We start from the raw sequence: 25,846 nt of genomic DNA, 5'->3' as shown, positions 1-25,846 counted from the left end.
ATGAAAACGCCAAAGCTATTAAAAGGTATTGCTAAAAAATTTAAAAATAGGAAGGGAAGCACGATAGCCACCACTGCAAAAGGAGCTGCTATAGAGGAATCAAGGACTTCTAATAATATGCCAGCAGATGTTGAAGAAGTGAAAGTTGAGGTGAAAGAGCAAACCAATGTTGATAAAGCTACAGAGACCGACACTCAATTATGTAATGAAAATAGTGAGATAGAACAACCAATATTTGAAAGCAGCGAAAGAGCTCAAAACTCCTCAATAGAAACTACTGTAGAGCCAACTTCCGTTAATAGAGAAACTGATAAGCAAGAGCCAAATGCCCCTGAAGGAACATCTTCCGCTGAACCATGTTTTGATGCTACAGACGAAAAAGACAAACCGTTAACGCAACAAAGGCAAGCAATCCTAGCTAGTGTTGTTGGTGCAGTGTTATTAGTGGGTAGCGTTGTATTTTATACATTGAGAATCGATGTTACAGTAGCAGTGGTTGTGGGAATAGTTGGACTAGCATGTATAGGCCTTGCGCTGTATAATATCATAAATCTCAACACCAAGCTCGAGAAAGTAGAGGAACAATCCATTACTGCTCATCCTCCTTTGAATCCAACATAAAAGGCTACATCTAAAAAACCATAAACGTCAGGAAAGTTCTTAAATAAGACAACTTTTTTAGAATAATCTCTAAATTATTAACTCAATACTTATTTCCCTACTACTTCTCCTTACCTTGAGTGTATAGTTTATTGAATACCTCCAAGAATCTTACTTTGAAAATACATCAATTTTTTTTACCCCTCCAAGACCTTTTTTTTGTTTAATAATTTTAGTTGACTTTATGAACACACTACTATTTCTTTCGAAACTTCCATCTTTTGCAGCTGGTCTAAACTATCAATTGGCCTCATAAGAGTAGACGGAGCATCTGATTCTTTTACTACACAATCTAATTGCTTAATAGTTTTACTTGACTCTATAGATACATTTCTTTCAAAATTTCCATCTTTTACAGCTTGTAGAACACTTTTTCCTCCTAAAAGGCAACTTTCCCCTAAACTTGATCGACCTTTTAACTTGTCAAACTTCTCCTGGCTCTCTCCATCAAGCTTTACTTCTATTATATTACTATCTTTATCACTAGAACATAGATGAACACTAATCTTTCCTACTTGAGTAGTAAAAGACATTTCAACGCTACCTCCTAAGACATCTGTATAATTTCTTTTTCCTCCTACATTTTCAACTCTTACTATACTCTCTCCAATATGAAATATATGATGTCTAAAACTTAAATCTTTCACTTTTGGATTATTTATAACTTTTGCAACCTCAACAGTGCTATCTTGCGAATATTTTACATAAAAATATCCATTATCCATTTCTGCGTGTAAAGCTTTGCCTTTGGCACTACTGTTTATAATACCTTCATATGCTACGCTTTTTAGCTTGTTATCGATTTCTTCACGTTCTGCAAAAATCTCATAACTGAACCCATAAGTTGCATACAATAACCTATCATCATAAAAGGAACTGTATTTTACTCTTCCGCCTTTTAATAGTAAATTATTCATGATATTGCGTATAACACCTATATTTTCGTCATCTGACACACCCTCATAGGCAGGAATATCTCTTATTTCCTTAAAAATTAAACTTGTTATAGTATACTCATCATCGTTACATTTTGAATTGAGCCTTATCCCTTTTTGCAAATATTTATTTGTTATGCACTCTATACGTTCTAAAGCAGTGTTTGTAAAATTTTCATGCTTATCCCTATAACCTTGATCATTTTTTGCTACTACACCTTTTAACTCTTTACAAAATTCATCAATTAGGCTTTTCTCATTCTCAGTCAGTGGTAGATCTAGCTTAATTAAAGCAGAGTCTCTTGGATTAATAGGGTAATGACCATCGTTTTTCCAGTATAAATCACTATCATCAGTTTCATTTTGATACGACAATGTATGTTTTACACATGTGCCAGCAATCTTCCCAGTTTCATGTCTCTGATCAAGGTCATAACATTCCGGACGATTACTTATTCCTTGGAAAAACAAACTATAATCACCTGAATCGGCTACGTCATTTTCAGGAGTTGGTCCCTCATTGCTATTACGCTCAATTTTTGACCACCGCGGCCCAGCACTCAATTCCTCTCCCAGCTTTTGGTCACTGATAGGTTCTACAACATGTTCTATAGACTCTGTAACTTCACTCATACCCTCTCCCTAGCACAGACAGTTTATTATGTACGATATGTAACATGAGTCAAGCTAATTTAAACATAATTTTAATGTTTTTGAATAAAACTCCTGCGAGCGAGAGAGGCAACAGGATTACTTAAATCATCTTTTCTCTGCACCCGAATACTTAATTTCTCCGCTTCATCTGCTGTTTTTGAGTAAAGTGCTTTCAAGTTTTCTAAGAAATCTTCAATTGTTTGAAAAGTCACAAACCTTCCTTGTTTTTCTTGATTGTGATAAAGACATTCTAAATCTTTTGTCTCTCGTTCTATATTAGATAATGTTTCATTTATGAAGGTGATCAGCTCTTCATTTTTACTAGAATAAGCGGTCATTTTACCACAAAGAGTCTTGTTTTTTTGAACAAGTAAGTTAACTTCTTCGATTAATCCTTCTCTGTCATCTTCGATTTCTCGGATAATTTTTTCTTTTGAAGCTAAATCTTGCATTTGATTTTGCATTCTCCCTCTTAAATCTCTAACCTAAAGGAAAATGCGCCAAATATTCTTTCTTGTACTTTATTTGATTTAAATTATAATCTAGTGTTGCAAGGTAAGCATCTTTCTCTTCAATTTCCTGTTGCATAGTTTGGCATTTTTCTATAATAGAATCTCGTTGCTTTTTAAAATTTTCCATTTTCCCTTTCAACGTCTTAGTATTGTATTCACTAACCTTCCCTTCATCATCAAGAGCAGCTAACTGATTCTTTAATTCCCAGATTTCACTATCTTTATGACTTAACTCTTTGTTTTTTAACGTGCTTAATTTTTGTATTTCTTCTTCTTGGCTTTTTAATTCTATTTCTAATTTTTCTTTTCCTGTTGTTAATTCAGAAATGCTCTTGTATTTATCATCCAATTGTTGTTTTATATCAATTATCTCTTTATTTTTCTGCTGTAATTGATTCCTTAATTCTTCTGCTTGATTGTTTGCAGTTTCTTTAGCTTTTTCCTTCAGAATTAGTTCTTTTTCTAGCTCTTTTTTAGCAAATTTATTTTTCCTAGCCTCGATCTCCCCATTACTGCTAATTATTTTATATGAAAGTGCAACCGCTAAAAAAGATAGTATAGATAAAACCGTTACGATTGTAAGAGTTGAGTTCAAAAATTCAACTGAAGACAAAAGGCCAAAATAAGAGGCTGCAGAGAGTGCTGCGGATGCGAGCAATGTAAAAGTTGCAAAAGCACTAGCTATAAGATAAAGTGTGTTGGTTTGATTGCATAAATCCCTCATTATCTTTTCCCTACAGGTGAAATGATCGCCACATTATTATAAGCGTCTAAGGAAAGTAAGCTATAAAAAATTAACATAAATCTATACTCACTGTACATTTGCTATTTCAGTTTCAAGTGCTGCTATCTAAAGAGATAATTTTACTATCTTTTTTAGCTTGCAGAAGGTAACAGTTAATCGTTATACATGACCTGACCTGTTACCAAAACACAGTCATTCTAATTGGCTTAATAATTATGTCAAGCTAAGATTCGTGGTGGTCAATAAAAATTTGTATTGGAGTAGGTGGTGTGAATAGAAAAAATATGCGAAAGGCGAATCTTACACCATTATTTTTTGCGAACAGTGTACCTCGAAAATCTGGTGCTGTTGTTGAGTCTGATTCTAAACAGGTGAAGGATAAGGATGAGAACACGAATTTGGAACAGGAAAGTGGTGTACCTAATACCGGTAGTTTTGATGAATTATGTGATACGCCTAGTAGTACTCGTAGTTTTTGTATTTCGGCTGGCACACCCGATGAAGAGAAGATACTGGGGCTTGAGTGGGATAATTACTCTCTATACTTTACTGATGTAAATCAAGATCTAAAGTTGAGTCAGAAAAGTCAAGAAGAGATTGTAATAACTTTCTCCCAGATTAATGAGAGTACTGACTTGGGCATAGTGCAAGAGAAATCGACAACAGTAGAGAGTAAAAAAGATGCTACAATAAATCTACAGTTAGATGGACAAAACAAAAATAAAATTTTAGTAGCATCGGATGAGGAGGCAAAAGGTTACGATGAGAACAATAACAGTCCACTAGTTAGTAGTGAAACACTATTGTCAGAAGGTGAAAATGATACTTCTAGCAGTGTTCAAGAAGCAACGTTTGCTAGAGATAATCCTAAAGTAATGTTAAGTGAAGAAGATATAGAACTGAGTATCAGTAACAATTTTGATATTAATAACTTTAGTTTTCTCAACTATAACAAAGAAAGTGGTAATGATTCAGGCGCCGAATTCACTGATGGTGATGATTCAGGACGGGAAAAAGTTGATAATGAAGCTGAAATATTTCTAGGATCAAATGAAAATATATCAAGTCCTATTTTAAGTGAAGAAAGTTTTGTTACTGCTAAAAATGAAGGCGAAACATATAAAAGTCCTAATAATAGTATTTTTATACATTCAAATGGTACTCAGTTTGATGTAAGTGAAGATGGTATTTATACACACGATGATTCACAAGATGTTTCATTACGAAATGAACAGAATGTTAGCAAAGAAGGTTTAACAGGGACTTTAGTAAAGTTGGATGATGGAGAAAATAAAAATATTAAAATAACTGGCAAAAGTGCCCCAGGAGCATCGAAGCAAAGTGAAGGTGATAATGATCAATTACTAAATGGCAGTGAACCACTGATTTCAAGAAGTAGTACTCCAAACAATTCACCAAAAGATGTAAATAGAAAGAGCACATATAGTAAATTATCAAAAATCTGTAGAGATAAAAATGAAGGTGAAAAATCAGTCTATAAAACTTCAAGCTATAATCCATCGCAGAAGAATTCTAAAGGAAAGAAGGTCTTTTTGTGTCTTACAGTGTTGTCATGCACTGTTTTTTTTGTATCAATAACTTCTTCATTTTTAGGAAAGCCTCTTAGAGGTTGTCCGGAAATAAGTAAAAGGCTATAATATCTGAAATTTTAGTACGGGGTAAAGATGAGAAAAAAGTATCCAACAGATCTAAGCGAAAGGGAATGGGCAAGAATAGAAAAACACTTCAGAGTATCATACAAGAAAGGAGGAAGGCCGCCAAAGTATAGCAAAAGAGAAATATTAGAAGCAATTTTCTATGTATTGCGTACAGGGTGTCAATGGCGGTATTTACCAAATGATTTTCCGCTATGGAAGACTGTGTATGAGCAGTTCAGGCAATGGAAGAAGCAGGGAATTTTTGAGAAAATGAATTATGAAATTACAAAATATAGTAGAAGAAAAATAGGAAGGAATGAGCAGCCGAGTGCCTGTATAGTAGATAGTCAATCTGTAAAGACTACAGAAAAGGGAGGATCAAAGGCTATGATGGAAGTAAAAAAGTAAAGGGTAGAAAAAGGCATATAATTACAGACACTCAGGGTTTTATACTAGGTTGTTACGTAGGCGCTGCTAACGAAAATGATAGAGATGGTATTAAAATAGCATTAAACAATATGAGAACAAAATATACTAAAGTTAAAAAAATGTGGGCTGACATGGGATACCAAGGAAGAAATTTAAAGAATCACATAAAGGAAGAATATGACATAGATATTGAAATTGTTAAAAGGCCTCCATGTAGATTTTGGGTGCACAAAGATACGCCACCTGAGCTACTACCAACAAGAGAACAAGGGTTTAAAGTACAGCCAAGAAGATGGGTTGTAGAAAGGACTTTTGCTTGGGTTAATAGGAATAGAAGGCTATCGAAGGAGTATGATTTACTCACAACATCCACTGAGAATTTCATATACCTAGCTATGAGTAGGGTTATGTTAAAGAGGGAATATGCTTGAATTTACTAGTTTCCGGACAACCTCTCAGTTGGCTAATGTCAGCACTATAACTCTTACTTTCTGTCCTTTCATTTTATTTTTTAGCTTTTCATTTTCTAATATAAAATCAAAATCTAATTCGCCAGCGTTCCCATAGCTTACTATAATTTCTTTTTTGCAAGCAAAAAATAAAATCTACTTCCAAATCATAATGCTGCTGAATGAATTTTACTGAAGACGATCATAGATAAATAATAATTTCTCTTGATTTAATAAACGCATTTGAGTGATAACTTCGGGTAATTGCTCTGCCGCCAACGTTTGTTCACCTATATTCCAAGCTGCAAGACGAGCACTGCAAATCAGCGAAGTACACAAATCAACAAACAAATTGCCAATGGTGCCTGTTGTTCCATTTGGTTCAAACTCGGATACAATTTCCCCAGAGCTGGGTAATCTCATACCAGAACCATCTGCTGCAATAAGTCTATAGCCTCTCCAACTCAGGTTCATCCTGATAGGCTGTTTGGATGCTTAAATTCTTGAAAGCCTGTATGGCAAATCTTATATCTTGCTTTAGAAAAAGCTTGCTTTGAGGGTACATGTCAATGGCTCCATAAGTTCACATTCTATTCCCAAACTTTTTTTAACTAACTTTAAAATCATAGAAAATACTGTCGAAAAAGCTTGTTCGTGTAAAACTCAACACAATGGATTTTCTGAAAAGTTTTCGAGTATATTGCATTTTTAATTTGTAAGATAAGATCTTTTCCTTTTTGCATGCCTCACCTAAAAAAGACACATTTTAAACTTTTTTGTTGAAATAAAACAGAAACAAAAGTGCTGTCCCTTGCACTCTTTGGATAATTTAATGATAAAAAATTTGGAGAGAAATTTTATACACAATCTCTGACATTTTTCCTTAAGTTGACGCCATTGTGTGAACGGTTACGGTTTCCCGTCTTCACCATGCTATATAGAAAAAAGTCTGGATTCCAATTTGCATGACAATATGGAGTATCTGCTTCTTTCATCCCAGTGGGATCTTTTATTCCATTTTATCAACAGTTTGTTTTGCAGTATCAAACAATTTTAATCCTATAATCCCGAATGTAACTAAAATAAAGCATATTACTTCGAATAAATTAACTGGTTCATCAAATAGGTAAACTCCAAGTATCGAAGCTCCTATAGCGCCCACTCCAGTCCAAATTGCATAGCATACTCCGATAGGTATAGAACGTGTAGCGAGCGAAAGTAAATATGTACTAAGAGCCATGGAGAGTATGCTAATTATTGATGGTACGAGATGAGTAAATCCATAACTATGCTTAAGTGTTATGACCCAGAACACTTCAATTAGTGACGATAAGAGTAAATATATCCAATTCATGCATAAATTTTTAGGTTTAAATAGAGAGCTTTAGCCCTATGCTTCCTATTACAATTAAAACGATATATAACACTTGAGATAAATTAATATTCTCTGTGAAAGTGGTTGCACCAATTATAGTTATTCCAATTGTGCATATTCCAGAGGAAACTGCATAGCATACTCTAATAGGTAGAAAGCATGCTGCAAGAGATAAAAAATAAATGCTAATGATCATAATTACCAATGTTGCAATCGAAGGCACAACTTTAGTAAAACTGTTACTAAACTTTAGTGTTACAGCCCACAGTATCTCTAGGATACTAGACAGCAACAAATATAACCAGCACATTTTCGTAACACTTCAATCTTGTATTGTAACAGAAATTGTTAGTTAAAACTACACTAAAGTGCAATAGATCTCTCTTTCGGAATTGCTTTAATATCAAACTTAAAACAACATCCTAAAAAACTTTTCTACGAAATTCAATTCCTGCACGTCATTTGCTGCATAAAGTGGTGTAGTTTGTTGCTCAATACCTGGTATTTCTACAAAAACTTTGCCCACTTCTTGACCTTTTTTAATGGGTGCAGGTATCATATCTTTATATTCAATACGCACCTTAATTTGGTCATGCAATTTGCGGTTGTAAGTTATGGTAACATCGTTTGCAACTGTAATAGGCACTTTTCTATCTTTTCCATAGAGAACATTTACTTCCTCAACTACGCTGTCTTTAACGAATATTTTCTTAGTGTTAAAATGATTTAAGGAGTATTGTATCAATCTTTTTGCTTCTTTTATTCGCTCTTTCTCAGTGTTTAAACCATTTACGACAGCAAAAATTCTCCTATCATTTCGTTTTGCAGATGCTACAATGCCGTAACCACCAGCATTTGTATAGCCGGTTTTTAAGCCATCAACCCCAATGTCGTGAAAAAGTAGAAGATTTTTATTCTTTTGTACAATTTCATTATATGTCAAATATTGTTCGGAAAATAAATCATAATATTCAGGAAAATCGGTGAAAATCCTTTTTGCCAGCATTACCAAGTCTTTTGCGTTCATAAAATGATCTTCATCTGGCCACCCGCTTGAGTTGACAAAATGACTGTCATTCAGATTCAAATTTTGTGCAACTTCATTCATTTCAGCCACAAAATTCTCTTCTGATCCTGCAATACCCTCGGCTAGTGTTATGCAGGCATCATTACCTGAAACTATTGTAATTCCTTCAAGTAATTCTCTCACTGTAACAAATTGACCTTCTTTCAAAAACATAGAAGAGCCTCTCCTTTCCCATGCTTTTCTACTTACTCGAAATTTATCCTCCATGTGTATTATTCCAGCTTTTAGATAATCGAAGGCTACATATAAAGTCATTAACTTGCTCATTGAAGATGGGGCCATTTTTTCATCGGAATTATGGTCAAAAATGAACGAGTCTGAAGCTAAATCTAAGACTACTGCTTGCTTTGCTTTGGTTCTAAACTGGTATGAGTATGAAGAAAAAGGAAGTATGGAAACTAATAGCAAAATTACCAATCTGCTTAACATATCTATAATTTTAAATTTATAGTGCACTAATTAATAGTATAATTTTACAGGGGCATTTCAATAGATCTCTTGCATAAAAATTCCTTGACACATTTCGCCAGCCCCCTTATCATGAAACTGAAGCTATTTATTTATCTTCTCTGTACAGATTAAATGACAAAAAAACTCACGTATCTGGCGTCTCATGTTTAATTTTTTGCACTATGTGCACCTTATGTCTTTATAAAGTTCTAGGTTTTTACCTAATATAAGCTAAAATGCGCTTATAAAGCATTTAAAACATAAAAAAACGCCAACTTAAAAAATGGATAGTGAATAACTAGCTACCCTAGGGTTTCTTTTGCCTTTTTTTCTGTTTAGTAAATTTCTTAAACATTTATGACTAAAGGTTAGTTGCATTAAAAAGCAGCTAAATCGCGGTTATTAAGCGTTTAGAATAAAAAAACGCCATACTTGAAAGTATAATGTAAGTAATTAGCCAACCACGGGGCTTCTTTTGCCTTTTTTTTCGTTTGGTAAATTTCTTAAATATTTATAGCTAAACGACAACCGTCATCCCGCTACGTGTTAGCGGGATCTATGTTAAGGTATGGCGGTTAAATAAGGGATCTATGTTAAGAGATACCGCGAATGAATCGCGGTATGACGGTTCGCGGCGGGATTCCAGTGTCTGGGCACTGGGATGACAGGAAAAGGGGCTACTTGGATTACAGCAGATCACCTCTTCACAAAGATTTTATCAGTAATACGCATATCAATAATACTCCAATCGCTGAAAGTAAAATCAGTTGTATTTTGCAAGTGGTTTAAATATTCCCATGCACTATAAGGGTTATCTTCAGGCAGTTTTACTGTGGAATCGTTATCAAGTATGATATTCCATCTTCTATTCCCTATATAAGCAAAAGAAGAAATGTGGTCACTTAATTGAGTTTTACTCTCTAACACATCTCTAACAAATTCTAGGTTTGATAACGAGTTTTGTCCTGTAATTACAACAAGATCATCTACTAGATAGTCATCTACGATCACTTTGCCTTCGAAATCAATTACCGAGGTTTTGTTATTATCTTTCCAGAGAGCAAACGGTTTATGCTCATCTATATTAATGTGTAGAGTATTGGGCAAAATTCTGTGAACTCTTACGTGTTTTATCCACCTGCTTACGGATTGTATGTTACCGGCAAGTTTTGAAAGTGATATATACAGGATAGGTTGCGTTCTATCTGTCAAACTTAGAATATCCTTTTTGTTTGTAAATTTATTGCCGCTCACGACTACTTCGTCGATTGAAAATCCACTACTGAGTAATAAACTAGATAGGCAGTCATTATACCAAGTAAAGTAGTAATTAAATCGATTTATTATTTTATCAAGTGAGCTGTAAAGTATTAGCGTAAGAAAAAGTGCTGTGATAATAACCAAGGCACACTTACGCAAAAAACTCCTTTGGCTTCTAGTAATACTGCTCAACATGACTTAAATCCCTAATATTTTTGTGCTGCAAACTATCTTCAATAATAATTTTAACTAATTCATTAAAATTGATTCCTTTTGCCAATTTTGCAATTTCTGGCACTAACGATAACTCAGTAAAGCCAGGATGTGTATTAATCTCAAGCATTTTTAAAGTGTTATTTTTGGGATTATAACGGAAATCTGAGCGGGAAATAGTTTTGCATCCTAAAAATTGATGAACTTTCAGTGCGTGTTCCAAGGTCATTTTATATATATTGTTAGGAATTTCAGTAGGAAATATATGTTCTGCAAATCCATCTGTATACTTTGCTTCATAATCATAGAATTTATTTTTTGGTCGTACTTCTATAGTGCCAATTGCTTCATCCAGCAATACAGCAGTATGTAACTCTATGCCCGGTATGTATTCTTCTACGATCATCTTTTCCATTATAGTAGAACTATTATCTTTCAGTTCTAAGTAATCCTCGTGCGAGAAAATTATGTACACTCCAATACTTGAACCTTCATTAATTGGTTTTAAGACGTACGGATAATCAATTTTAATATTATTTTTTAGTAGATCTTCTCGGCTAATTACATAACCTTTTGGAGTATCAATACTAAGGGACCGGAATATATGCTTTGACATTGCCTTGTTCATAGCAACAGCCGAAGCCATAACTCCTGAGTGTGTATATTTTATACCTAAGATTTCCAATAAACCTTGAATGCAGCCATCTTCACCATAAGGTCCATGCAGAGCTATAAAAGCAAGACCCGGATTAATTTTTTTAAGCTTTTCAGCAATATTGCTGTCAACATCTATTTCTATTGCATTATATGAAAGGCTATCAAGCGCCTTCTTGACTGCTTTTCCGCTCATAAGCGATATTTCTCTCTCACAAGAAAATCCACCACTTAAAATTGCTATAGTTGGAATCATAAGCATTCTATGTTTTGCTATATAGCATACATAATGGTTACATTAAGCTTATTAAATACCTACTTTGGCTAACTATAAACTTTCTTCAAGCACTTTTTTTATCCACTTCAAATAGCGTGCTCGGCAACGGTAGTGGCGTGTTTGCTGCACCTTTATACTGTTCACAGATAAGCTTTTCTAAATCCTCAGCAGATTGTTCTTTTGCTTCTTCTTTTTTCACTACTCCACTAGTTACTAAATCAATTAAGGCTGTAGTGTGTATTATCATTCGATTATTTAGCTCAAATATCTTTTTTGTATCAAGTGAAGAGTTTCTAATTAAGGCAGATAGTGCATGCATATATTTGTCTATATCAGAAAGACTTTTGCTTATATCATAGTTGCTAACTAACATATATTCCTTCAAACGCTCAATTTCTTCTGGAGTAAACTTGTAAACTTCATCAAGTTTCCTTATTAAAGATATAGTAAGTATTCTACTTAGAACTCTCAATTCTCTAATAAATTGTACTCCTTCTCCTTCAGGATAAGACATTTCTTCTTTTTTATATTTCTTAAATAATTCTTGATCATAAGACTTTCTGAGATCTGACGTCATTGCCAATGCTAACTCTTTTGAACCTAGCTTAAAAACTTCGTTGAAGCTGCTTGCGTTGGCATCTTGTGCACTGCCTGCAGTAATTCCACAACTCCAAGAAATCTTTTCAAACAAGCTATGATACTCTTTTATCATCTCTTCCAGCAATATTTTAATATCATCTTCGGTTAACTCTACTGTTGATAATAGATCACATGCTTTTTCAAGATTACCGTTCGCTTGAAAAAGTAACCCTTCAATCTTTTTAATGGTTTCTCTTTTATTTATACTCATAACTTACCCCCAAGATTTAATGCTAACAGCTAGTTTTATAATCAAATATTTCAAAAGTCAATAAGCCTTTTTCCTTAATCCTTAAATTAATCGATACTAATTTATCAGCATAACAACTTAGATAACGCAACTATTTTCAGCAACCAAAAACAACAACCCTGAAATACAAAAAGTTTCTTTTCCTTCAGTAGCATTATTCTAAATTTTCATCAAAATAAGCTGTTTTATCCTTTTTTTCCTTATACTCTTCTGCGGTATAGAGGGGTTGCTTCTTAGCTGTGATATTTGGCCATTTTTGTGAATATTCTACGTTTATGTTGTAAAATGACTTGAAGATTTTTTGTTCACTGTTCAGTAACTCTTCATCTAGTTCTAAAATATCTTTTATGGAATCATCAGTTACAATTGCATCCACTGGACACTCAGGTATGCACACTCCGCAATCAATACATTCATCTGGGTTAATCACGAGCATGTTTTTACCTTCATAGAAGCAGTCAACGGGACATACTTCCACACAATCCGTATATTTACATTTTATGCATTTATCTGTAACAAAATGCGTCATAAAACACTGTATATTTGCATTATCTTGGGTACACTAAATTGATAAGAAATTCAAGCCTTTTATGAAGATAAATAAATTGAACAACAAAGAATTAGAAGTATGGTTAAGCTTGGCTAGAACTATAGGACCAACAAAGTTTTTTAGTATACTAAGAACACATGGATCGCTAGATGAGGTGCTAAAATATCTCAATAGGGTGGCTAATAATAAGGTGTATGGCATTCAAGATGCACGAGAAGAAATCAATAATGCAAAAAGAATTGGAGCTAAAATTATACCCGCATGTGACCCAGATTACCCTGATCTTTTAAGAAATATCTCTAGTTGTCCTCCTGTAATAACTGCGTTTGGTGATATATCATTATTAAGCCGTGAGATAATTGCAATAATCGGTGGGCGTAACTCTTCGATGAATGGAAGAAATTTTGCCAATAAGTTGGCACTTGATTTAAGTGAAGCTGGTTTTGTTATCGTTTCTGGACTTGCAAAAGGAATCGATACTGCAGCAAACAGTGTAATATACAAAAATCATCCCACTATTGCTGTTACAGCAAGCGGAATTGATGTGGTGTATCCAAAAGAGAATTTTGATCTATACAAAAAAATCACTGGGAACGGTGGGTTAGTAATTACTGAGCTTCCATTTGCTACTAAACCAAAGCCTCAATATTTTCCTCAGAGGAATCGAATTATATCTGGTCTATCGCTGGGTGTTGCAGTGATTGAAGCATCGAAACGTTCTGGCTCTCTAATAACAGCAGATTTTGCTTTAAATCAAGGGAGAGAGGTGTTTGCAGTTTCTGGTTTCCCTTTAGATTCACGCTGTACTGGTAGTAATTATTTAATTAAAAACGGTGCTAAGCTTATCGAATCCGCTGATGACATAATAGAGAGTATTAGGTTTAGTTTACCTCCGCAGCAAAAAAACCTATTTGATGTTGAGCACCATTTTGTTAACCAAAAACAAGAAAAATTACAACAGGCAAAATCTGTTATAGTTGATCATATTAACTCTGTACCTGTTGACATAGATGAACTTATACTAGCAAGCGGACTTTCTACCAACATAGCTCTAATGGCTCTTTTAGAACTAGAGTTGGAAAACAAAATAGAGCGTTCACCGGGGAATAAAATATCGTTAATTTTCTAGATTACTTTAGCTATACTAGATGTTCGTACAGATATAGCTAAAGTGGCTTAGGTTTACCTACAATTTGAAAAACAACAAATTCGTCATTCCGCTACTCGTTAGCGGAATCTATGCTGAGATACCGCGAATGAATCGCGGTATGACGTAGGGAAATCTTTCTTGGGTTAGCTATATATGCTTGACACTGAAATGATGCCATTTGTTATAGGATTCTTAGTTGCTGATTTTAGAATTGATAAGAGAAAACTTTTTTTCAACTTGTTGTATAATTTTATAAAAGTGATCGAAATCTAAGCTTGCACTGCCAATTAAAACTCCTGATAAATTTGAGATACTGAGCAAATTTTCTATATTTTCTGAACTGACTGAACCACCATATATAATGTGTTTTTTACTAGTACACAATTTTATTACCTCTATCACCTTAGCAATTGCATCATTATTTGGCACATGACCTGTGCCTATTGCCCATATTGGCTCATATGCTACGGTATATTCACCGTGTGTTGGCAAGCGGTTTTTGCATTGATATTCTATTACTTCTTTTGTTTTTCCACTTTTATAATCTTCTGAATTTTCGCCTACACAAATAATTGGGTGTAAGCCTGATTCTATTGCTATTTCCGACTTAAGTTTTATTTCACTATCTTTTTCATTAGCCCTTTCAGAATGCCCAAGTATTACGTAAGTACACCCTAGTTCTTTTAACATTTCTGCACTAATTTCACCTGTGTAAGAACCGAACTTTTTATGATGGCAATTCTGTGCTCCTATATTAATATTATTGTTCAACTCTATACTGCTTGGAAATGACGTAAAAGGAGGGCAAATCACTAGCTTAGAGGTAATTTCGTTGCTCTTGTTGTTAAGTTTGCCTATAAAGTCAACAAATGAAGAACGCATTCCATTCATTTTCCAATTTGCTACTATTAAAAAGGACATCAACTTTACTTATATGGGCGAGAGTGCCGGCTGTCGGACTTGAACTGACAACCTACTGATTACAAGTCAGTTGCTCTACCAATTGAGCTAAGCCGGCGTTAAACACATTAATAATATACAATTATCAATGAATTTTCGTCAACTAATTTTTATAAAATACTGTATAATGAAAATAATATGAGAAAATTTTTACTGAAGCCAAAAAAGAGTCTAGGGCAAAATTTTATTTTATCGAGTGAGATAACAAAAAAAATCGTCGCTTTAGCTGGTAGTCTGGAAAATTTTAATGTCATTGAAATTGGTCCTGGATATGGTGCATTAACAAGAGAAATATTGGTGCATAATCCAAAGTCTCTACTTTCTATAGAAAAAGATAGAGATTTAGTAAAACACCATGACCAACTGCTAAATGAGCATCAAGGAAAGTATAGAATTATAGAAGCGGATGCACTGCATGTTACAGAAGAAGAGCTGATAGAGCGCCCAGTTAAAGTTATTGCTAACTTGCCTTACAATATCTCGGTAGTGTTATTTTTAAAGTGGTTAAATAATATAAAATTTTTTACGAACTTGACATTAATGTTTCAAAAAGAGGTAGCAGATCGCATTACGGCAAGACCCAATTCTAAAGATTATGGTTCCTTATCAGTGCTAAGCCAGTTACTATGTGATATAAAAAAGGAATTTGATATTGAACCTAAAGAGTTTTTTCCAAGACCAAAAATACATTCTTCAGTAATTACAGTAAATCCTTTGCCTACCCCAAAGTTTGTAGTAAACTTGGAAACCTTAATAAAATTAACACGTGCTGTTTTTGCTCAAAGAAGAAAGATGCTGAGAAATAGCTTGCAAAATATAACGAACCACGCTGAAACTGTCCTTGAAAACGCTAAATTGAGCGGAAACCAGCGTCCAGAAAACTTAACTATTGAGCAGTTTTGTTTGCTGGCAAATAATGTAGAATGCTTATTTTGCAATAAAATGTATTAGCAACCATATAGCTTTTCTATCTCCTAAAAACAGTTAGAGCTATACAATTAAAGGCTCCTAGCTAATTTTGCCTATTGCAATTTAATTAATTGGCGTATAAGCTTTAAATAAAGCCTATGAAAAAAATGGAAGCTTGTTATTCGTTTGACGATATACTTCTTTTGCCAGCCTATTCTAATATATTGCCTTGCGATGCAGATACAAAAACTTATTTAACAAATAGTATAGAACTAAATATCCCTCTCATATCCTCTGCAATGGATACTGTTACTGAATCGGGCTTTGCAATAGCTATTGCCCAACATGGAGGGATAGGTTGCATACATAAGAATTTATCAATAGATGAACAAGTTTTAGAAGTAAGAAGGGTGAAAAAATATGAAAGTTGGATCGTGTATAACCCAATTACGATTTCACCGGATAAAACAGTTGCGGAAGCAATTTCATTAATGAGAGAGCACAATTATTCTGGCATTCCTGTAGTCGATCAACGCAAGTTAGTTGGAATTTTAACTAACCGAGATGTGAGATTTATTGAAGACCAGAACATGAATGTAAAAGTTTCCGAAGTGATGACAAAAGATAAGTTAGTGACAGTGCGGGAGCAGGGAGTGAATAGTGCATCAGCAATGAAATTGTTGCATGAAAATAGAATAGAAAAGCTTTTGGTCGTAGATGAAAATTCTTGTTGTATAGGTTTAATTACGGTTAAAGACATTGAAAAATACAATAGATACCCAAATTCATGTAAAGACAGTAAAGGGCGTCTCAGAGTTGCCGCTGCAATTGGCACTGGTAAAAAAGATGGTATAGACAGATGTGAAGCTTTGATCGGAGAAGAAGTTGATGTAGTTGTTGTGGATACTGCTCACGGTCATTCCGAAAACGTTATCAATACCATTAGGGAAATAAAAAAGATGTATCCTAATACGCAATTAATTGGCGGAAACATTGCAACAAAGGAGGCTGTTGAAGCGTTGATTGATGCGGGTGTTGATGCAGTGAAGGTTGGAATAGGACCAGGATCAATCTGTACAACCAGAATAGTTACAGGTGTTGGTGTGCCACAATTCTCTGCAATCAAGAATGTTGCAGAGGCGTGTAGAGCAAGAAACGTCAGACTAATTGCTGATGGTGGGGTAAAATACTCAGGAGATGTTGCAAAAGCTATTGCAGCTGGTGCTGACTCTGTGATGATTGGTTCGATTTTTGCTGGCACTGACGAAAGCCCAGGTGAGATTATTATGTATAAGGGCAGAGCATATAAAGGCTATCGAGGAATGGGATCTATTAGTGCAATGAAACGAGGTTCAGCTAGCCGTTATTTTCAAGATAAAGATTCAAAACTCAAATTAGTTCCACAAGGAGTGGAAGGAAGAGTTCCATTCAAAGGTCCAGCTTCAGGAGTAATCCATCAATTGATTGGCGGATTGCAAGCTGCAATGGGGTATACTGGTAATAGGAATATAGAAGAGATGAAAAAAAATTGTAAATTTGTTACTATTACTGCATCAGGATTAAGAGAGAGTCACGCTCATGATATAGTCATTACACAAGAAGCTCCAAATTATGCTTATCAAACGTCCAATTTGTCAACCGATTCGGAGTAGTCCAGAAAAAGTAGAGAGAAAGTTAAAACGTTTTTGGAGTAAAATAAAACGTTTTTTCAAAATATGACAAATAGAAGAGAATATACAGCAGAATTCAAATTAGAAGCTGTTAAGCTGGTTAAAGAAACAGGTCAAGCAAGTACAAAAATAGCAAAAGATCTAGGTATAGATGGCAGTATGTTAAGTAAGAAAATATGATGGAAAAATGTCTGGAGCATACGCATTTCCAGGCAAAGGCTCCTTATGACAAAGAAAGATTTGATCTAAAAAAAGAACTAACAAGAGAAAGAGACATCTTAAAAAAAGCCCTGGGCAAAGAAAAAGAGTAAAGTATTCTTTTATATAGAAATTGCTATAAAACACAGGAACTATGTAGGGTTTTGTACTGGTGGTATTGGTTGCTAAGGAAAAAAGCAGTAAAGAATTAGCAAAAGAAGGGCTTCTAGCAGATATTCAAAAAATACATCAAGCTTCTAAATGCAGATATGGAGCCCCTAAAATTCACGCTGAATTAAAAGCTTTAGGCAAAAATTAAAACAGTACAAAGTGTTATGCAAGAAAATGGCATTAAAGCCAAGCTTAGACGAAGGTTCAAAAATAAAAAACAGCAAATAAGCAACCGAGTTGTGGCTCCGAACACATTGGATCAAAATTTTACTACTGATCAGCCAAATAAAGTTTGGGATTACCTACATAAAAACTAAAGAAGGTTGTTGGCGGCAATAATTGACCTATATTCACGCATGGTGGTTAATGAGTAACATGATAATTAGTTATAGATTCTTTATTGATGGCCGTTGATAAACGCAAGCCCGATAAAAATCTGCTGTTACATAGCGATCAAGGGTCACAGTATACCTCTCAAAATTACCAATTTCTATTGAATACAAAAAACATCATTTCCAGCATGAGCCATAAGGGCTGTTGTTACGATAACTCTGTTGCAGAAAAGTTCACTTAAAAGGGAGCTGCTTATTGATACTTCTCGCTCAACAAACCAGAACTGCCATATTTGAATACATAGAAATCTTTTATAACAAATAACGTAGACATTCTACTATTAACTATTGCATTCCTGCACAATTTATTCTCATGATAAAAACGTCTTAACTTTCTCTCTACTTTTTCTGGGTAAGGTCACCTCTTTAGGTGCTCCTTTTTTCTTTCTTATACACACAAAAATCATATAGAATTGTAAATACAGCTTTTTTATTCTGATGCTTTTCAATTCTATAGCTCTGGTTGTCTCTCTATTACTATTTTTCTACATTATCGTAAAAAAACTGAGCGAAAAGAAAGCAAACCTTGAGGGTAATTTATGTAAATTAGAGCAAGAACTTCAAGAAACAAAGCAAACTTTGCTTACGAAGAATGAAGAAATAGTTGATTTAAGGGTCAAAAAAGCAGAACTTGAAGTAACTCTGCAAAAAGAACGTGAGGAAAAGAAAAAGGAAATAGAATTACTAACAAAAGCAGAGGAGAGATTAACAAACACTTTTAAAGCGCTCTCTCTTGATGCTTTGCAAACAAATAACAATAATTTTCTGAACTTAGCAAAGGAAGTAATCGATAGTAAATTAAAAGAAACGGAAAGCGATTTCAAAAAAAGACAAGCAACGATCAACGAAGTTGTAACTCCAATAAAAGAAAAATTAGAAAAATTCGATAATGAAATACGTGAGCTAGAAAAGGAGAGGGTAGGGGCCTATGAAGGTTTAAAGGAGCAAATTGGAGCGCTGATGAACCAAACTTCCAACCTTGCTAATGCCCTGAGAAAACCTCACATTAGGGGCAAATGGGGTGAAATGCAACTCAAAAGAGTGGTAGAAATGGCAGGAATGATTGAGTATTGCGATTTTTTTACTCAGCCGTCAGTGATTGATAAAAACGAGGATAATTTATTGCGTCCTGATTTAATAATCAAAATGCCATCTGGAAAGCAAATAATAATAGATGCTAAAGTGCCGCTTGATTCTTACATGGATGCTATATCACAAAATGATTTGCAAATACAAAAGGAGAAATTAAAGAACCATTCCCTGGCAATAAAAAAACACATAAATGATTTGGGTAAAAAAGAGTATTGGAATCAATTTGAAAATACGCCAGAACTTGTGGTGCTTTTCTTAACAGGGGAGGGGGTTTTTAGCGCAGCACTGGAATATGAGCCTGCTTTGATAGAGATTGGAGTGGAAAAAAAAGTGATCATTGCAACACCGATCACTCTAATTGCGTTGCTGAGAGCAATAGCGTATGGATGGAAGCAAGAGATGATAGCTGAAAACGCAAAGAAAATCAGTAAACTAGGTCATATTTTATATGAGCGCATTTGCACAATGGGTGAAAACTTTGATAATTTGCGCAGGAGCTTAAAAAGTGCTGTTGATCATTATAATAAAACTGCTGGCTCTCTTGAAGCAAGGGTGTTTCCTGCTGCTCGAGAATTCAATAAGCTTGGTATACATGCAAAAAATAAAAGTTTAAGTGCTGCAAAGGAATTAGAGTCTTTACCACGCAGTTTACATACTGAGGAGCTGAAAGTAGATTAGGCATCTTAACAGGGAGTGTTAAATAAACCATACGCGTCAAGTTAAGGAATGTAGAGAGCTTAAAGTAGATACCCTGGTCTTCCTATATCTGTCTTTCAAAGAAAACTTTGACCAGATTATAGTAAGCTTTTTTAGAAAAATTTTTAAATTATTGACAATATTGTTTAATATCAAAAAGAGCTCTCTAACCCGCCTTTTCAATTCAATAAATGCCTTTGTTAAACTGAGCTCCGTGTTCTTTTTTAGTTTTACACAGCCAACCATTTCGTGAAATACGAGAATAGCACATAATTTTGCGTATAGCTCGCACAATACTCTAAATGGATTTGTCTTTCCTTTTAGTTTATCAAGATTGATATGACTTTTATATAGTTTAAATAGTAATTCGATTTGCCATCTTACTCTATAAACCGTCAATATTTGTTCAGCATTAATTTTACTCTCTGGAACATTAGTTATAAATATTGACCAATCTAATAACTTTTGATTCTTTTGAGAAGATGTATATCCATGTGACTTTGCTAATTTATTAGCCTTTCTTCTTCTAGCCATAGACTGTTCTTCAGTTAGCTTTTGACATATAATTCTTACCTTAATTTTTACTTCCTTTCCTAATAATACTTCTTTTTCTGAAGATAATTGACCTTCTAAATACTCCAATAGCTCTATTTTTTGATTTGTTTCTATATCATATATATTGGTATCAGACTTATAACGACTAACAAAATATGCACCTGCTTCATCAATCTGTTTAAAAGAACTAGGCACAAAGTAGCCCAAGTCAAATATTAGCAAATCATTGGCTGATAAACCGTTCAGATAATCCCTATAACCTTGATCCGACCTTATTCCTTCCATAAAATTTAACTTATCTAGCGCTTGATTCAGGTAATCAAAGACTAACTGTAGCTTTATTCCTGATTTGGTATTATTCTCACAATCTCTATAGCTACTGCCATATCCTTTGTACATATCTTCCATGCTACTGGGCAGGCTAATGTAGCTGCTATCCAATAATTTAACGCTTCCAAATTGCTGTAAAATTTTGCAATCAATCTGTAGACTTTTTTTAAATAAACACAAAGCTTCGTTATACATTTTTTTCATGAACTCAACTGCTTCTTCACTAAACCTAAAATCTAAACCCTGTTTTGTAATTTCTATCGAGTCTTCATTTAGCAATTGGCACATTGTTTCTATGCTGCAATCATCAACTCCTATGTTACCAAAAACCATAGCTTTTATGAATGATGAGCCATTAAGTTTTCTCTTTCTTTTTATAAAACCTACTGCAATTGATATTTCGTCTGCTTTTTCATTAAAGAATTCATTGAGGTCTTTTGATAAGCAAGCTATTCTGTCCATTGTAAGTTCTCTCATTCATATATCCAAGAGAATTTATACCTTATTATTTTCCTTCACTCTATCAACTTTACTTACACTTTTCCTTAACTTGACGCGTATGGTTTATTTAACACTCCCTCACTTCATTATAGAGAATGGCCTACTGTTTCTTCAAGACTTGAAGCTTTTCTCATTTTTTCGCGCTTTGCCCAAGGGCCCACTTTTGTTGCATCAGATTGACTAATTGTTTCAGAACGAATCAACTCTCCAGATCTAGTAAAAAAACCTCGTTCAATAGCATCACGTACTGAACACCCACCAAGCAAACATTTTTCCCCTATTCGTTCCTCACAATTCTGTAATTTTTTCCACTTTTCTTGATCTTCTACTTCTACCTTTATTAGATTTTGCTTATCAGGGTATAATCTCACTTCCAACTCTCCCAAGCCAGTATCGAAAGTCAATACTATATTACTACCATCTGCTAGGCCTACATAATTCCTTATAGCGTTTTCCGTTATAATTTCTACCTCACTCTTACCTATCTTTATTATATTTCTTCCGTATTGTACACCTTCCTGAGTGATACCTAAACCCCTTGCTCCATTTGTAATCTTTGCAACATCTACTTTACTATCCTGTGAATATTCAAGACAGAGAGTAGAGTTGTCGATTTTTACGTCTCTTACCTTACCACTTGTTGCGCTTTGAACGATTGTTATGAAATCTAAAGCACGATTCTCATAATCTGCATAAGCGTTTTTCATATTAGCTTTGTGGCTTTCAAACTCTTCCAGTTCGTCAATTACATATATACTGCTTATGTTGTACAAAATTGCCCCTTTTGATATCAATTGACATACTATACCACTAGCAACCTCTATATTCCTTGAACCTTCGGAACTCTTTCTTAATTCACTAATCTTTCTTATCACAAAATCTGTAAAACTATATTCCTTTTCATATACCTTTCCGTATATACTACCCTGGTTAGGAAAGTTCAGCCTTACCCCAAGTTCTATAGCTTCGTTTACAACGCGTTTTAACTCATCTATATCTTTGGATTTATTTACCCTACCCAAAAATATTTTCAACTTTTCCGACTGATCTAATATTAAATCATCCCATAGAGTTCTAAGCTTAGGCAAACGTTTTTTGTCCTTCCACTCTTCGTAATCAATCGCTCCTGCTTCTAGCAGCAACTTTTTTGCTTCTTTGAAATGAGTTTCATTACCATAACAAGCCTCCCTAATCTTTTGAAAAACTCGAGACTTTCCTTCGCAATCACGGAGATTGAGAATCTCTTTAAGACCTTCATTTCCTTTGTGCTGATTGAAAAACTTTCTTAGTCGATTAGTGTTAAAGCTATGACCGCAAATACCTTCTAAATCATTTTTTGCTTCCAATTGCTCCTGAGTTAAAAAGATCTGTTCTAAAAGATTCACTTCAAAAGGTTTTTTGTTAATAATTACAATGTCTAGAGGAGTTTTTCCTTGTCTGTCAGTTTGACCACGTGCTCCTTTTTTCAGAAGCAAAGGTATATTTAAAGTATTATAATAAGCAGCATAGTGCAAAGGTGTTTGCCCTTCACTGTTAACTATGTTAGGATCAGCACCAGATTTTAAAAGTAAAGTCATAAATGTACTAACTGCACAACCTATGTCTTTTTCCACTGCTAAATACTCCATACCTTGTATTACATGTAGTATTGTCAATTTGGATTCTCCCCTTTGAAGATTGAGAACAGCTTTTAGATCATCACCTTTGTTATCGTGTAAAAAGTCCTCAAACCTTGTAATGTCACAAAATGGAAAGTCTGTAAGAAGATTTAACAGTGCCTTATTCAAATTTTTTTGGTTATCTTTTAAATCAGGTACGTTGAAAGACCAATCAGATATTAAATTTTTGAATTTTTTCCTTTTAATAATAGAGGTCAAAGAGCTGTTATCACTAAGCAGCAACGAGTATTTAATTGACTCATACTTATCATCTACCCGCCCCTCCTTCTGTTCCACCTTTACCTCCTTTAAATACTCTGTATCATCATCTTTGATGCGTTTAACTAGATCCTTTAAAAATTCAATATCTCTGTTTTCCAGTAAAGGGAATGCTCCCTTCTTCATGAGAATCGAGACCATTTGTGTACTTCGTCCAGCTAAGTATAATGGAGTGCGCCGTTTTTCATCTAACGCATTAACATCAGCTCCATTGTTTATAAGATACTCTACTATTTTTATTTTTTGGCTCAAGACAGCATGATGTAGAGGAGTGCTTCCGTCATTATACTTCTTATTAACACTTGCTCCATTTTTTATTAGGATCTCTACCATTCTTGTGTTCCCTTGCAAGATAGCATAATATAATGGATCACGACTGTACGCATCAATTGTGTTAACATCAGCTCCTCCTTTTATAAGGGCTTCTACCATTTGTTTATTGTTTTTTAAAACAGCAAGATGTAATTGGCAGAATGTACCTGGATCTACTTGTTTTGATCTCTCTTCTATTTTACTAACTACATTACTCTTACTGAAACCAACATCAGCGTTAGCAGAATTTAATACTTCCTGCAATTTATTCAATTCCATAACTTCACCTCGGTTAAAAATACTACACACCATTTTCACACGCATGACATAAAATGCAAGAACTAATATGACATGCAACATTCGTCCTTAGGCATTTGAGGTAAGCTTTGCCTATTCACTTCACATTCATTTAGCCTACTATTAGGCTTTAATACTGCATATGTAATGCCACCAGCAATGGCCCCAACAATCAATGCAGCAGTAGCTGATATTGATAAACTAAGATGAATAGCAGTACATCCAATAGCCACACTTGTCAACATGGTCATTATCCCTACACAGAAACTGGTCTTTATTGCTCTATTAGTTATAGTTAGGTGTTTATTTTCTGTCACTTTTTGATACTGTATCACATTTTTATCATCAGCCAGACTTCCCGAGGTTTTGGGACACTCCCTTACTCGAAGACTAAGATACTTAACTATATCTTTGTAACCATTAGAATCTGCCAAATCGGAAGGAGTCTCACCTCTAAAGTTTTTTACATCAATAGTAGCCTTTTCTTCCTCTACAAGATATTCAACTATATCGTAGCGATTCATTCTAGCAGATTCATGTAATGGAGTATCGCCATTTTTTTCGCTTACTACATTAACATCAGATCCCTTTTCTAACAGAGCTTTAACTATGCCTAAACAGCCCACCTCACAAGCAATATGCAAAGCAGTGCATCCTTCTTCGTTTCGTGCTTCAAAACTAGCTCTTTTTTCTAACAGAAATTGAACTACTTCCAAATGACCACATCCAGCAGCTTCATTTAAAGCAGTATCGCCTTCATAGTTTGTTGCATTAATATCAGTACCTTTGTCTAATAGAGCTTTAACGATTTTTAAGTAACCCTCTCGAGCAGCAATATGCAATACACATTTGAAACTATTCTTTCGTATGTCAGCATTATTCATTTGGCCCAATAGAGCTTTAACTATTTCTAAGTGGTCCTCGCTAGCAGCAATATGCAAAGCAGTACAGTCTTCGTTGTTTCGTGCCTCAACACTGGCTCCTTTTTCTAACAGAAATTGAACTACATCTAAGTGACACATTTCAGCGGCAATATGCAAAGGAGTGTCATTATCATCGGTTGCTTGGTTAATATTGATTTTTTCTTCACTTATAAAGTACTCAACCACTTTTAATTTACCCATTTCAGTAGCAGAATGAAGAGCAGTGCATCCTTCTTCGTTTCGTGTCTCAACACTAGCCCCTTTTCCTAATAGAACTTGAACTACTTCTAAGTAGCCTGCTTTAGCAGCAATATGTAAGGCAGTGTCATCATTATCTTTTTGCGCATCAACATCAGCACCATTATCTAGTAGAACTTGAATTACGTTTAAGTGACCCATCTGAGCAGCGATATGCAGCGGAGTAGCTTCTTCATTGTTTATTACCTCAACAGTAGCTCCTTTTTTTAACAGGGTTCCAACGATTACGAAGTGGCCCCTGCCAGCAGCAAGATGCAAAGGCGTGTTACCATTGTTGTCTTTTATCTCAACACTAGCTCCTTTGTTTAATAGATCTTGAACTTTCTCTAAGGAACCATGAAAAGCAAAATTAAGTAAGTCAGTATGTATATTACTTTCGTGTACACAATGCTCATCTGTTTTTAAGTGACTATCGAGCGTAGCTAAATATGAATACGTAATATTTTGATTAACTTGATAAATTGGTATGGTCTGTGTTGCATAAAAACCTTGTTCTTTTGACCGCTTTTCTATTCCATCAACCATACTGTTCTCTTCTAAATCTGCTTGAATATTTATTGGACTAGATACTTCTTCCAATTGATTACCCACGACACTACCTTAACTTAAAAACTTATGTTTTAATTATTACACAATTATTATAATTAGCAATAGTTTTATATTTTTTTCAGAATTACAAATTTATTGTATTCAGATAT

At 34.4% G+C, this 25,846-nt stretch carries 25 protein-coding genes, 1 tRNA gene and 1 pseudogene; 11 read left to right on the top strand and 16 right to left on the bottom strand.

Features of this window, described 5'->3' with window-relative positions:
* The gene (locus tag AAGD62_RS06500) at positions 1 to 621 is read left to right on the top strand and encodes a hypothetical protein (protein WP_341812715.1); all 621 of its coding nucleotides are present in this window, start codon (positions 1 to 3) and stop codon (positions 619 to 621) included.
* A gap of 221 nt (positions 622 to 842) precedes the next feature.
* Here the strand turns inward: AAGD62_RS06500 and AAGD62_RS06495 are convergent, their stop codons facing one another.
* The 3 genes from AAGD62_RS06495 to AAGD62_RS06485 form a co-directional block, all read right to left on the bottom strand.
* Positions 843 to 2,228, bottom strand: a complete 1,386-nt coding sequence (locus tag AAGD62_RS06495; protein ID WP_341812714.1) for a hypothetical protein — start codon at positions 2,226 to 2,228, stop codon at positions 843 to 845.
* A gap of 71 nt (positions 2,229 to 2,299) precedes the next feature.
* On the bottom strand, positions 2,300 to 2,713 hold the full coding sequence (locus AAGD62_RS06490) for a hypothetical protein (protein WP_341812713.1): 414 nt from the start codon (positions 2,711 to 2,713) through the stop codon (positions 2,300 to 2,302).
* A 16-nt stretch (positions 2,714 to 2,729) separates the two neighbouring features.
* The gene (locus tag AAGD62_RS06485) at positions 2,730 to 3,485 is read right to left on the bottom strand and encodes a hypothetical protein (RefSeq protein ID WP_341812712.1); all 756 of its coding nucleotides are present in this window, start codon (positions 3,483 to 3,485) and stop codon (positions 2,730 to 2,732) included.
* A 290-nt stretch (positions 3,486 to 3,775) separates the two neighbouring features.
* Here AAGD62_RS06485 and AAGD62_RS06480 point away from each other — a divergent pair, with 290 nt between their 5' ends.
* On the top strand, positions 3,776 to 5,164 hold the full coding sequence (locus tag AAGD62_RS06480; protein ID WP_341812711.1) for a hypothetical protein: 1,389 nt from the start codon (positions 3,776 to 3,778) through the stop codon (positions 5,162 to 5,164).
* A gap of 27 nt (positions 5,165 to 5,191) precedes the next feature.
* Positions 5,192 to 6,024 (top strand): IS5-like element ISWpi1 family transposase gene (locus AAGD62_RS06475; RefSeq protein ID WP_094189578.1). Its coding sequence is split into 2 segments (ribosomal slippage): positions 5,192 to 5,561 and positions 5,561 to 6,024, totalling 834 coding nucleotides; the frame shifts between segments, so codons are not numbered across the junction.
* 27 nt (positions 6,025 to 6,051) lie between these two features.
* Here the strand turns inward: AAGD62_RS06475 and AAGD62_RS06470 are convergent.
* From AAGD62_RS06470 to AAGD62_RS06435, 8 genes and pseudogenes are all read right to left on the bottom strand, one after another.
* Positions 6,052 to 6,785 (bottom strand): annotated as a pseudogene (locus AAGD62_RS06470) (IS4 family transposase); the annotation flags it as partial.
* Positions 6,786 to 7,051: 266 nt separating this feature from the next.
* On the bottom strand, positions 7,052 to 7,396 hold the full coding sequence (locus tag AAGD62_RS06465; RefSeq protein ID WP_006279756.1) for a DMT family transporter: 345 nt from the start codon (positions 7,394 to 7,396) through the stop codon (positions 7,052 to 7,054).
* A gap of 16 nt (positions 7,397 to 7,412) precedes the next feature.
* On the bottom strand, positions 7,413 to 7,712 hold the full coding sequence (locus AAGD62_RS06460; protein WP_341812719.1) for a DMT family transporter: 300 nt from the start codon (positions 7,710 to 7,712) through the stop codon (positions 7,413 to 7,415).
* A gap of 114 nt (positions 7,713 to 7,826) precedes the next feature.
* Complete coding sequence (locus tag AAGD62_RS06455; protein WP_155969593.1) at positions 7,827 to 8,933, bottom strand: D-alanyl-D-alanine carboxypeptidase family protein; 1,107 nt, start codon at positions 8,931 to 8,933, stop codon at positions 7,827 to 7,829.
* Positions 8,934 to 9,650: 717 nt separating this feature from the next.
* Complete coding sequence (locus AAGD62_RS06450) at positions 9,651 to 10,409, bottom strand: cell division protein FtsQ/DivIB (protein ID WP_155968992.1); 759 nt, start codon at positions 10,407 to 10,409, stop codon at positions 9,651 to 9,653.
* Complete coding sequence (locus AAGD62_RS06445) at positions 10,390 to 11,343, bottom strand: D-alanine--D-alanine ligase (RefSeq protein WP_155968990.1); 954 nt, start codon at positions 11,341 to 11,343, stop codon at positions 10,390 to 10,392. Before AAGD62_RS06445 ends, AAGD62_RS06450 begins: the two co-directional genes overlap by 20 nt.
* Positions 11,344 to 11,422: 79 nt before the next feature.
* Positions 11,423 to 12,208: a hypothetical protein gene (locus AAGD62_RS06440; protein WP_155968988.1), complete on the bottom strand. Its 786-nt coding sequence runs from the start codon at positions 12,206 to 12,208 to the stop codon at positions 11,423 to 11,425.
* A gap of 193 nt (positions 12,209 to 12,401) precedes the next feature.
* A complete protein-coding gene (locus AAGD62_RS06435) occupies positions 12,402 to 12,776 on the bottom strand; it encodes a ferredoxin family protein (protein ID WP_077188509.1) in 375 nt (124 codons plus the stop codon).
* A gap of 61 nt (positions 12,777 to 12,837) precedes the next feature.
* Between AAGD62_RS06435 and dprA the strand changes: the two genes are divergently transcribed.
* Entirely contained in the window at positions 12,838 to 13,926 is a 1,089-nt protein-coding gene (gene dprA, locus AAGD62_RS06430; protein ID WP_341812718.1) for a DNA-processing protein DprA, read from the top strand.
* Positions 13,927 to 14,139: 213 nt separating this feature from the next.
* On the opposite strand, the gene AAGD62_RS06425 is transcribed toward dprA, so the two are convergent.
* Positions 14,140 to 14,868, bottom strand: coding sequence for a triosephosphate isomerase (locus AAGD62_RS06425; protein ID WP_155968984.1), 729 nt, complete (start codon positions 14,866 to 14,868; stop codon positions 14,140 to 14,142).
* A gap of 24 nt (positions 14,869 to 14,892) precedes the next feature.
* Positions 14,893 to 14,965 (bottom strand) — tRNA-Thr (locus AAGD62_RS06420).
* Between the two features lie 80 nt (positions 14,966 to 15,045).
* Between AAGD62_RS06420 and rsmA the strand changes: the two genes are divergently transcribed.
* The 7 genes from rsmA to rmuC all read left to right on the top strand — a co-directional run bounded on the left by rsmA (position 15,046) and on the right by rmuC (position 20,017).
* Positions 15,046 to 15,858 (top strand): 16S rRNA (adenine(1518)-N(6)/adenine(1519)-N(6))-dimethyltransferase RsmA, encoded by an 813-nt coding sequence (gene rsmA / locus AAGD62_RS06415; protein ID WP_155968982.1) that lies wholly within the window; start codon positions 15,046 to 15,048, stop codon positions 15,856 to 15,858.
* A gap of 116 nt (positions 15,859 to 15,974) precedes the next feature.
* A complete protein-coding gene (gene guaB, locus AAGD62_RS06410) occupies positions 15,975 to 17,468 on the top strand; it encodes an IMP dehydrogenase (RefSeq protein WP_155968980.1) in 1,494 nt (497 codons plus the stop codon).
* Positions 17,469 to 17,531: 63 nt separating this feature from the next.
* Positions 17,532 to 17,666, top strand: a complete 135-nt coding sequence (locus tag AAGD62_RS06405; RefSeq protein ID WP_007548354.1) for an IS3 family transposase — start codon at positions 17,532 to 17,534, stop codon at positions 17,664 to 17,666.
* The gene (locus AAGD62_RS06400) at positions 17,663 to 17,797 is read left to right on the top strand and encodes a hypothetical protein (RefSeq protein WP_259349141.1); all 135 of its coding nucleotides are present in this window, start codon (positions 17,663 to 17,665) and stop codon (positions 17,795 to 17,797) included. The genes AAGD62_RS06405 and AAGD62_RS06400 overlap by 4 nt, the downstream gene beginning before the upstream one ends.
* Positions 17,798 to 17,862: 65 nt before the next feature.
* Positions 17,863 to 18,003, top strand: coding sequence for an IS3 family transposase (locus AAGD62_RS06395; RefSeq protein ID WP_160142645.1), 141 nt, complete (start codon positions 17,863 to 17,865; stop codon positions 18,001 to 18,003).
* A gap of 255 nt (positions 18,004 to 18,258) precedes the next feature.
* A complete protein-coding gene (locus AAGD62_RS06945) occupies positions 18,259 to 18,429 on the top strand; it encodes a DDE-type integrase/transposase/recombinase (protein WP_080717647.1) in 171 nt (56 codons plus the stop codon).
* Positions 18,430 to 18,685: 256 nt separating this feature from the next.
* On the top strand, positions 18,686 to 20,017 hold the full coding sequence (gene rmuC / locus AAGD62_RS06390; protein WP_155969289.1) for a DNA recombination protein RmuC: 1,332 nt from the start codon (positions 18,686 to 18,688) through the stop codon (positions 20,015 to 20,017).
* A gap of 36 nt (positions 20,018 to 20,053) precedes the next feature.
* Here rmuC and AAGD62_RS06385 read toward each other — a convergent pair whose 3' ends face one another.
* The 3 genes from AAGD62_RS06385 to AAGD62_RS06375 all read right to left on the bottom strand — a co-directional run bounded on the left by AAGD62_RS06385 (position 20,054) and on the right by AAGD62_RS06375 (position 25,739).
* A complete protein-coding gene (locus AAGD62_RS06385) occupies positions 20,054 to 21,382 on the bottom strand; it encodes an IS4-like element ISWosp9 family transposase (protein WP_155969615.1) in 1,329 nt (442 codons plus the stop codon).
* A 125-nt stretch (positions 21,383 to 21,507) separates the two neighbouring features.
* Entirely contained in the window at positions 21,508 to 24,030 is a 2,523-nt protein-coding gene (locus AAGD62_RS06380) for an ankyrin repeat domain-containing protein (protein ID WP_213863485.1), read from the bottom strand.
* A complete protein-coding gene (locus AAGD62_RS06375; RefSeq protein ID WP_155969295.1) occupies positions 24,012 to 25,739 on the bottom strand; it encodes an ankyrin repeat domain-containing protein in 1,728 nt (575 codons plus the stop codon). Before AAGD62_RS06375 ends, AAGD62_RS06380 begins: the two co-directional genes overlap by 19 nt.
* Between the last annotated feature and the right edge of the window lie 107 nt (positions 25,740 to 25,846).

It is taken from the genome of Wolbachia endosymbiont (group A) of Eristalinus aeneus, assembly GCF_964026915.1.
GTDB lineage: Bacteria > Pseudomonadota > Alphaproteobacteria > Rickettsiales > Anaplasmataceae > Wolbachia > Wolbachia pipientis.
This window is presented reverse-complemented; position numbering and strand designations above follow the sequence as displayed.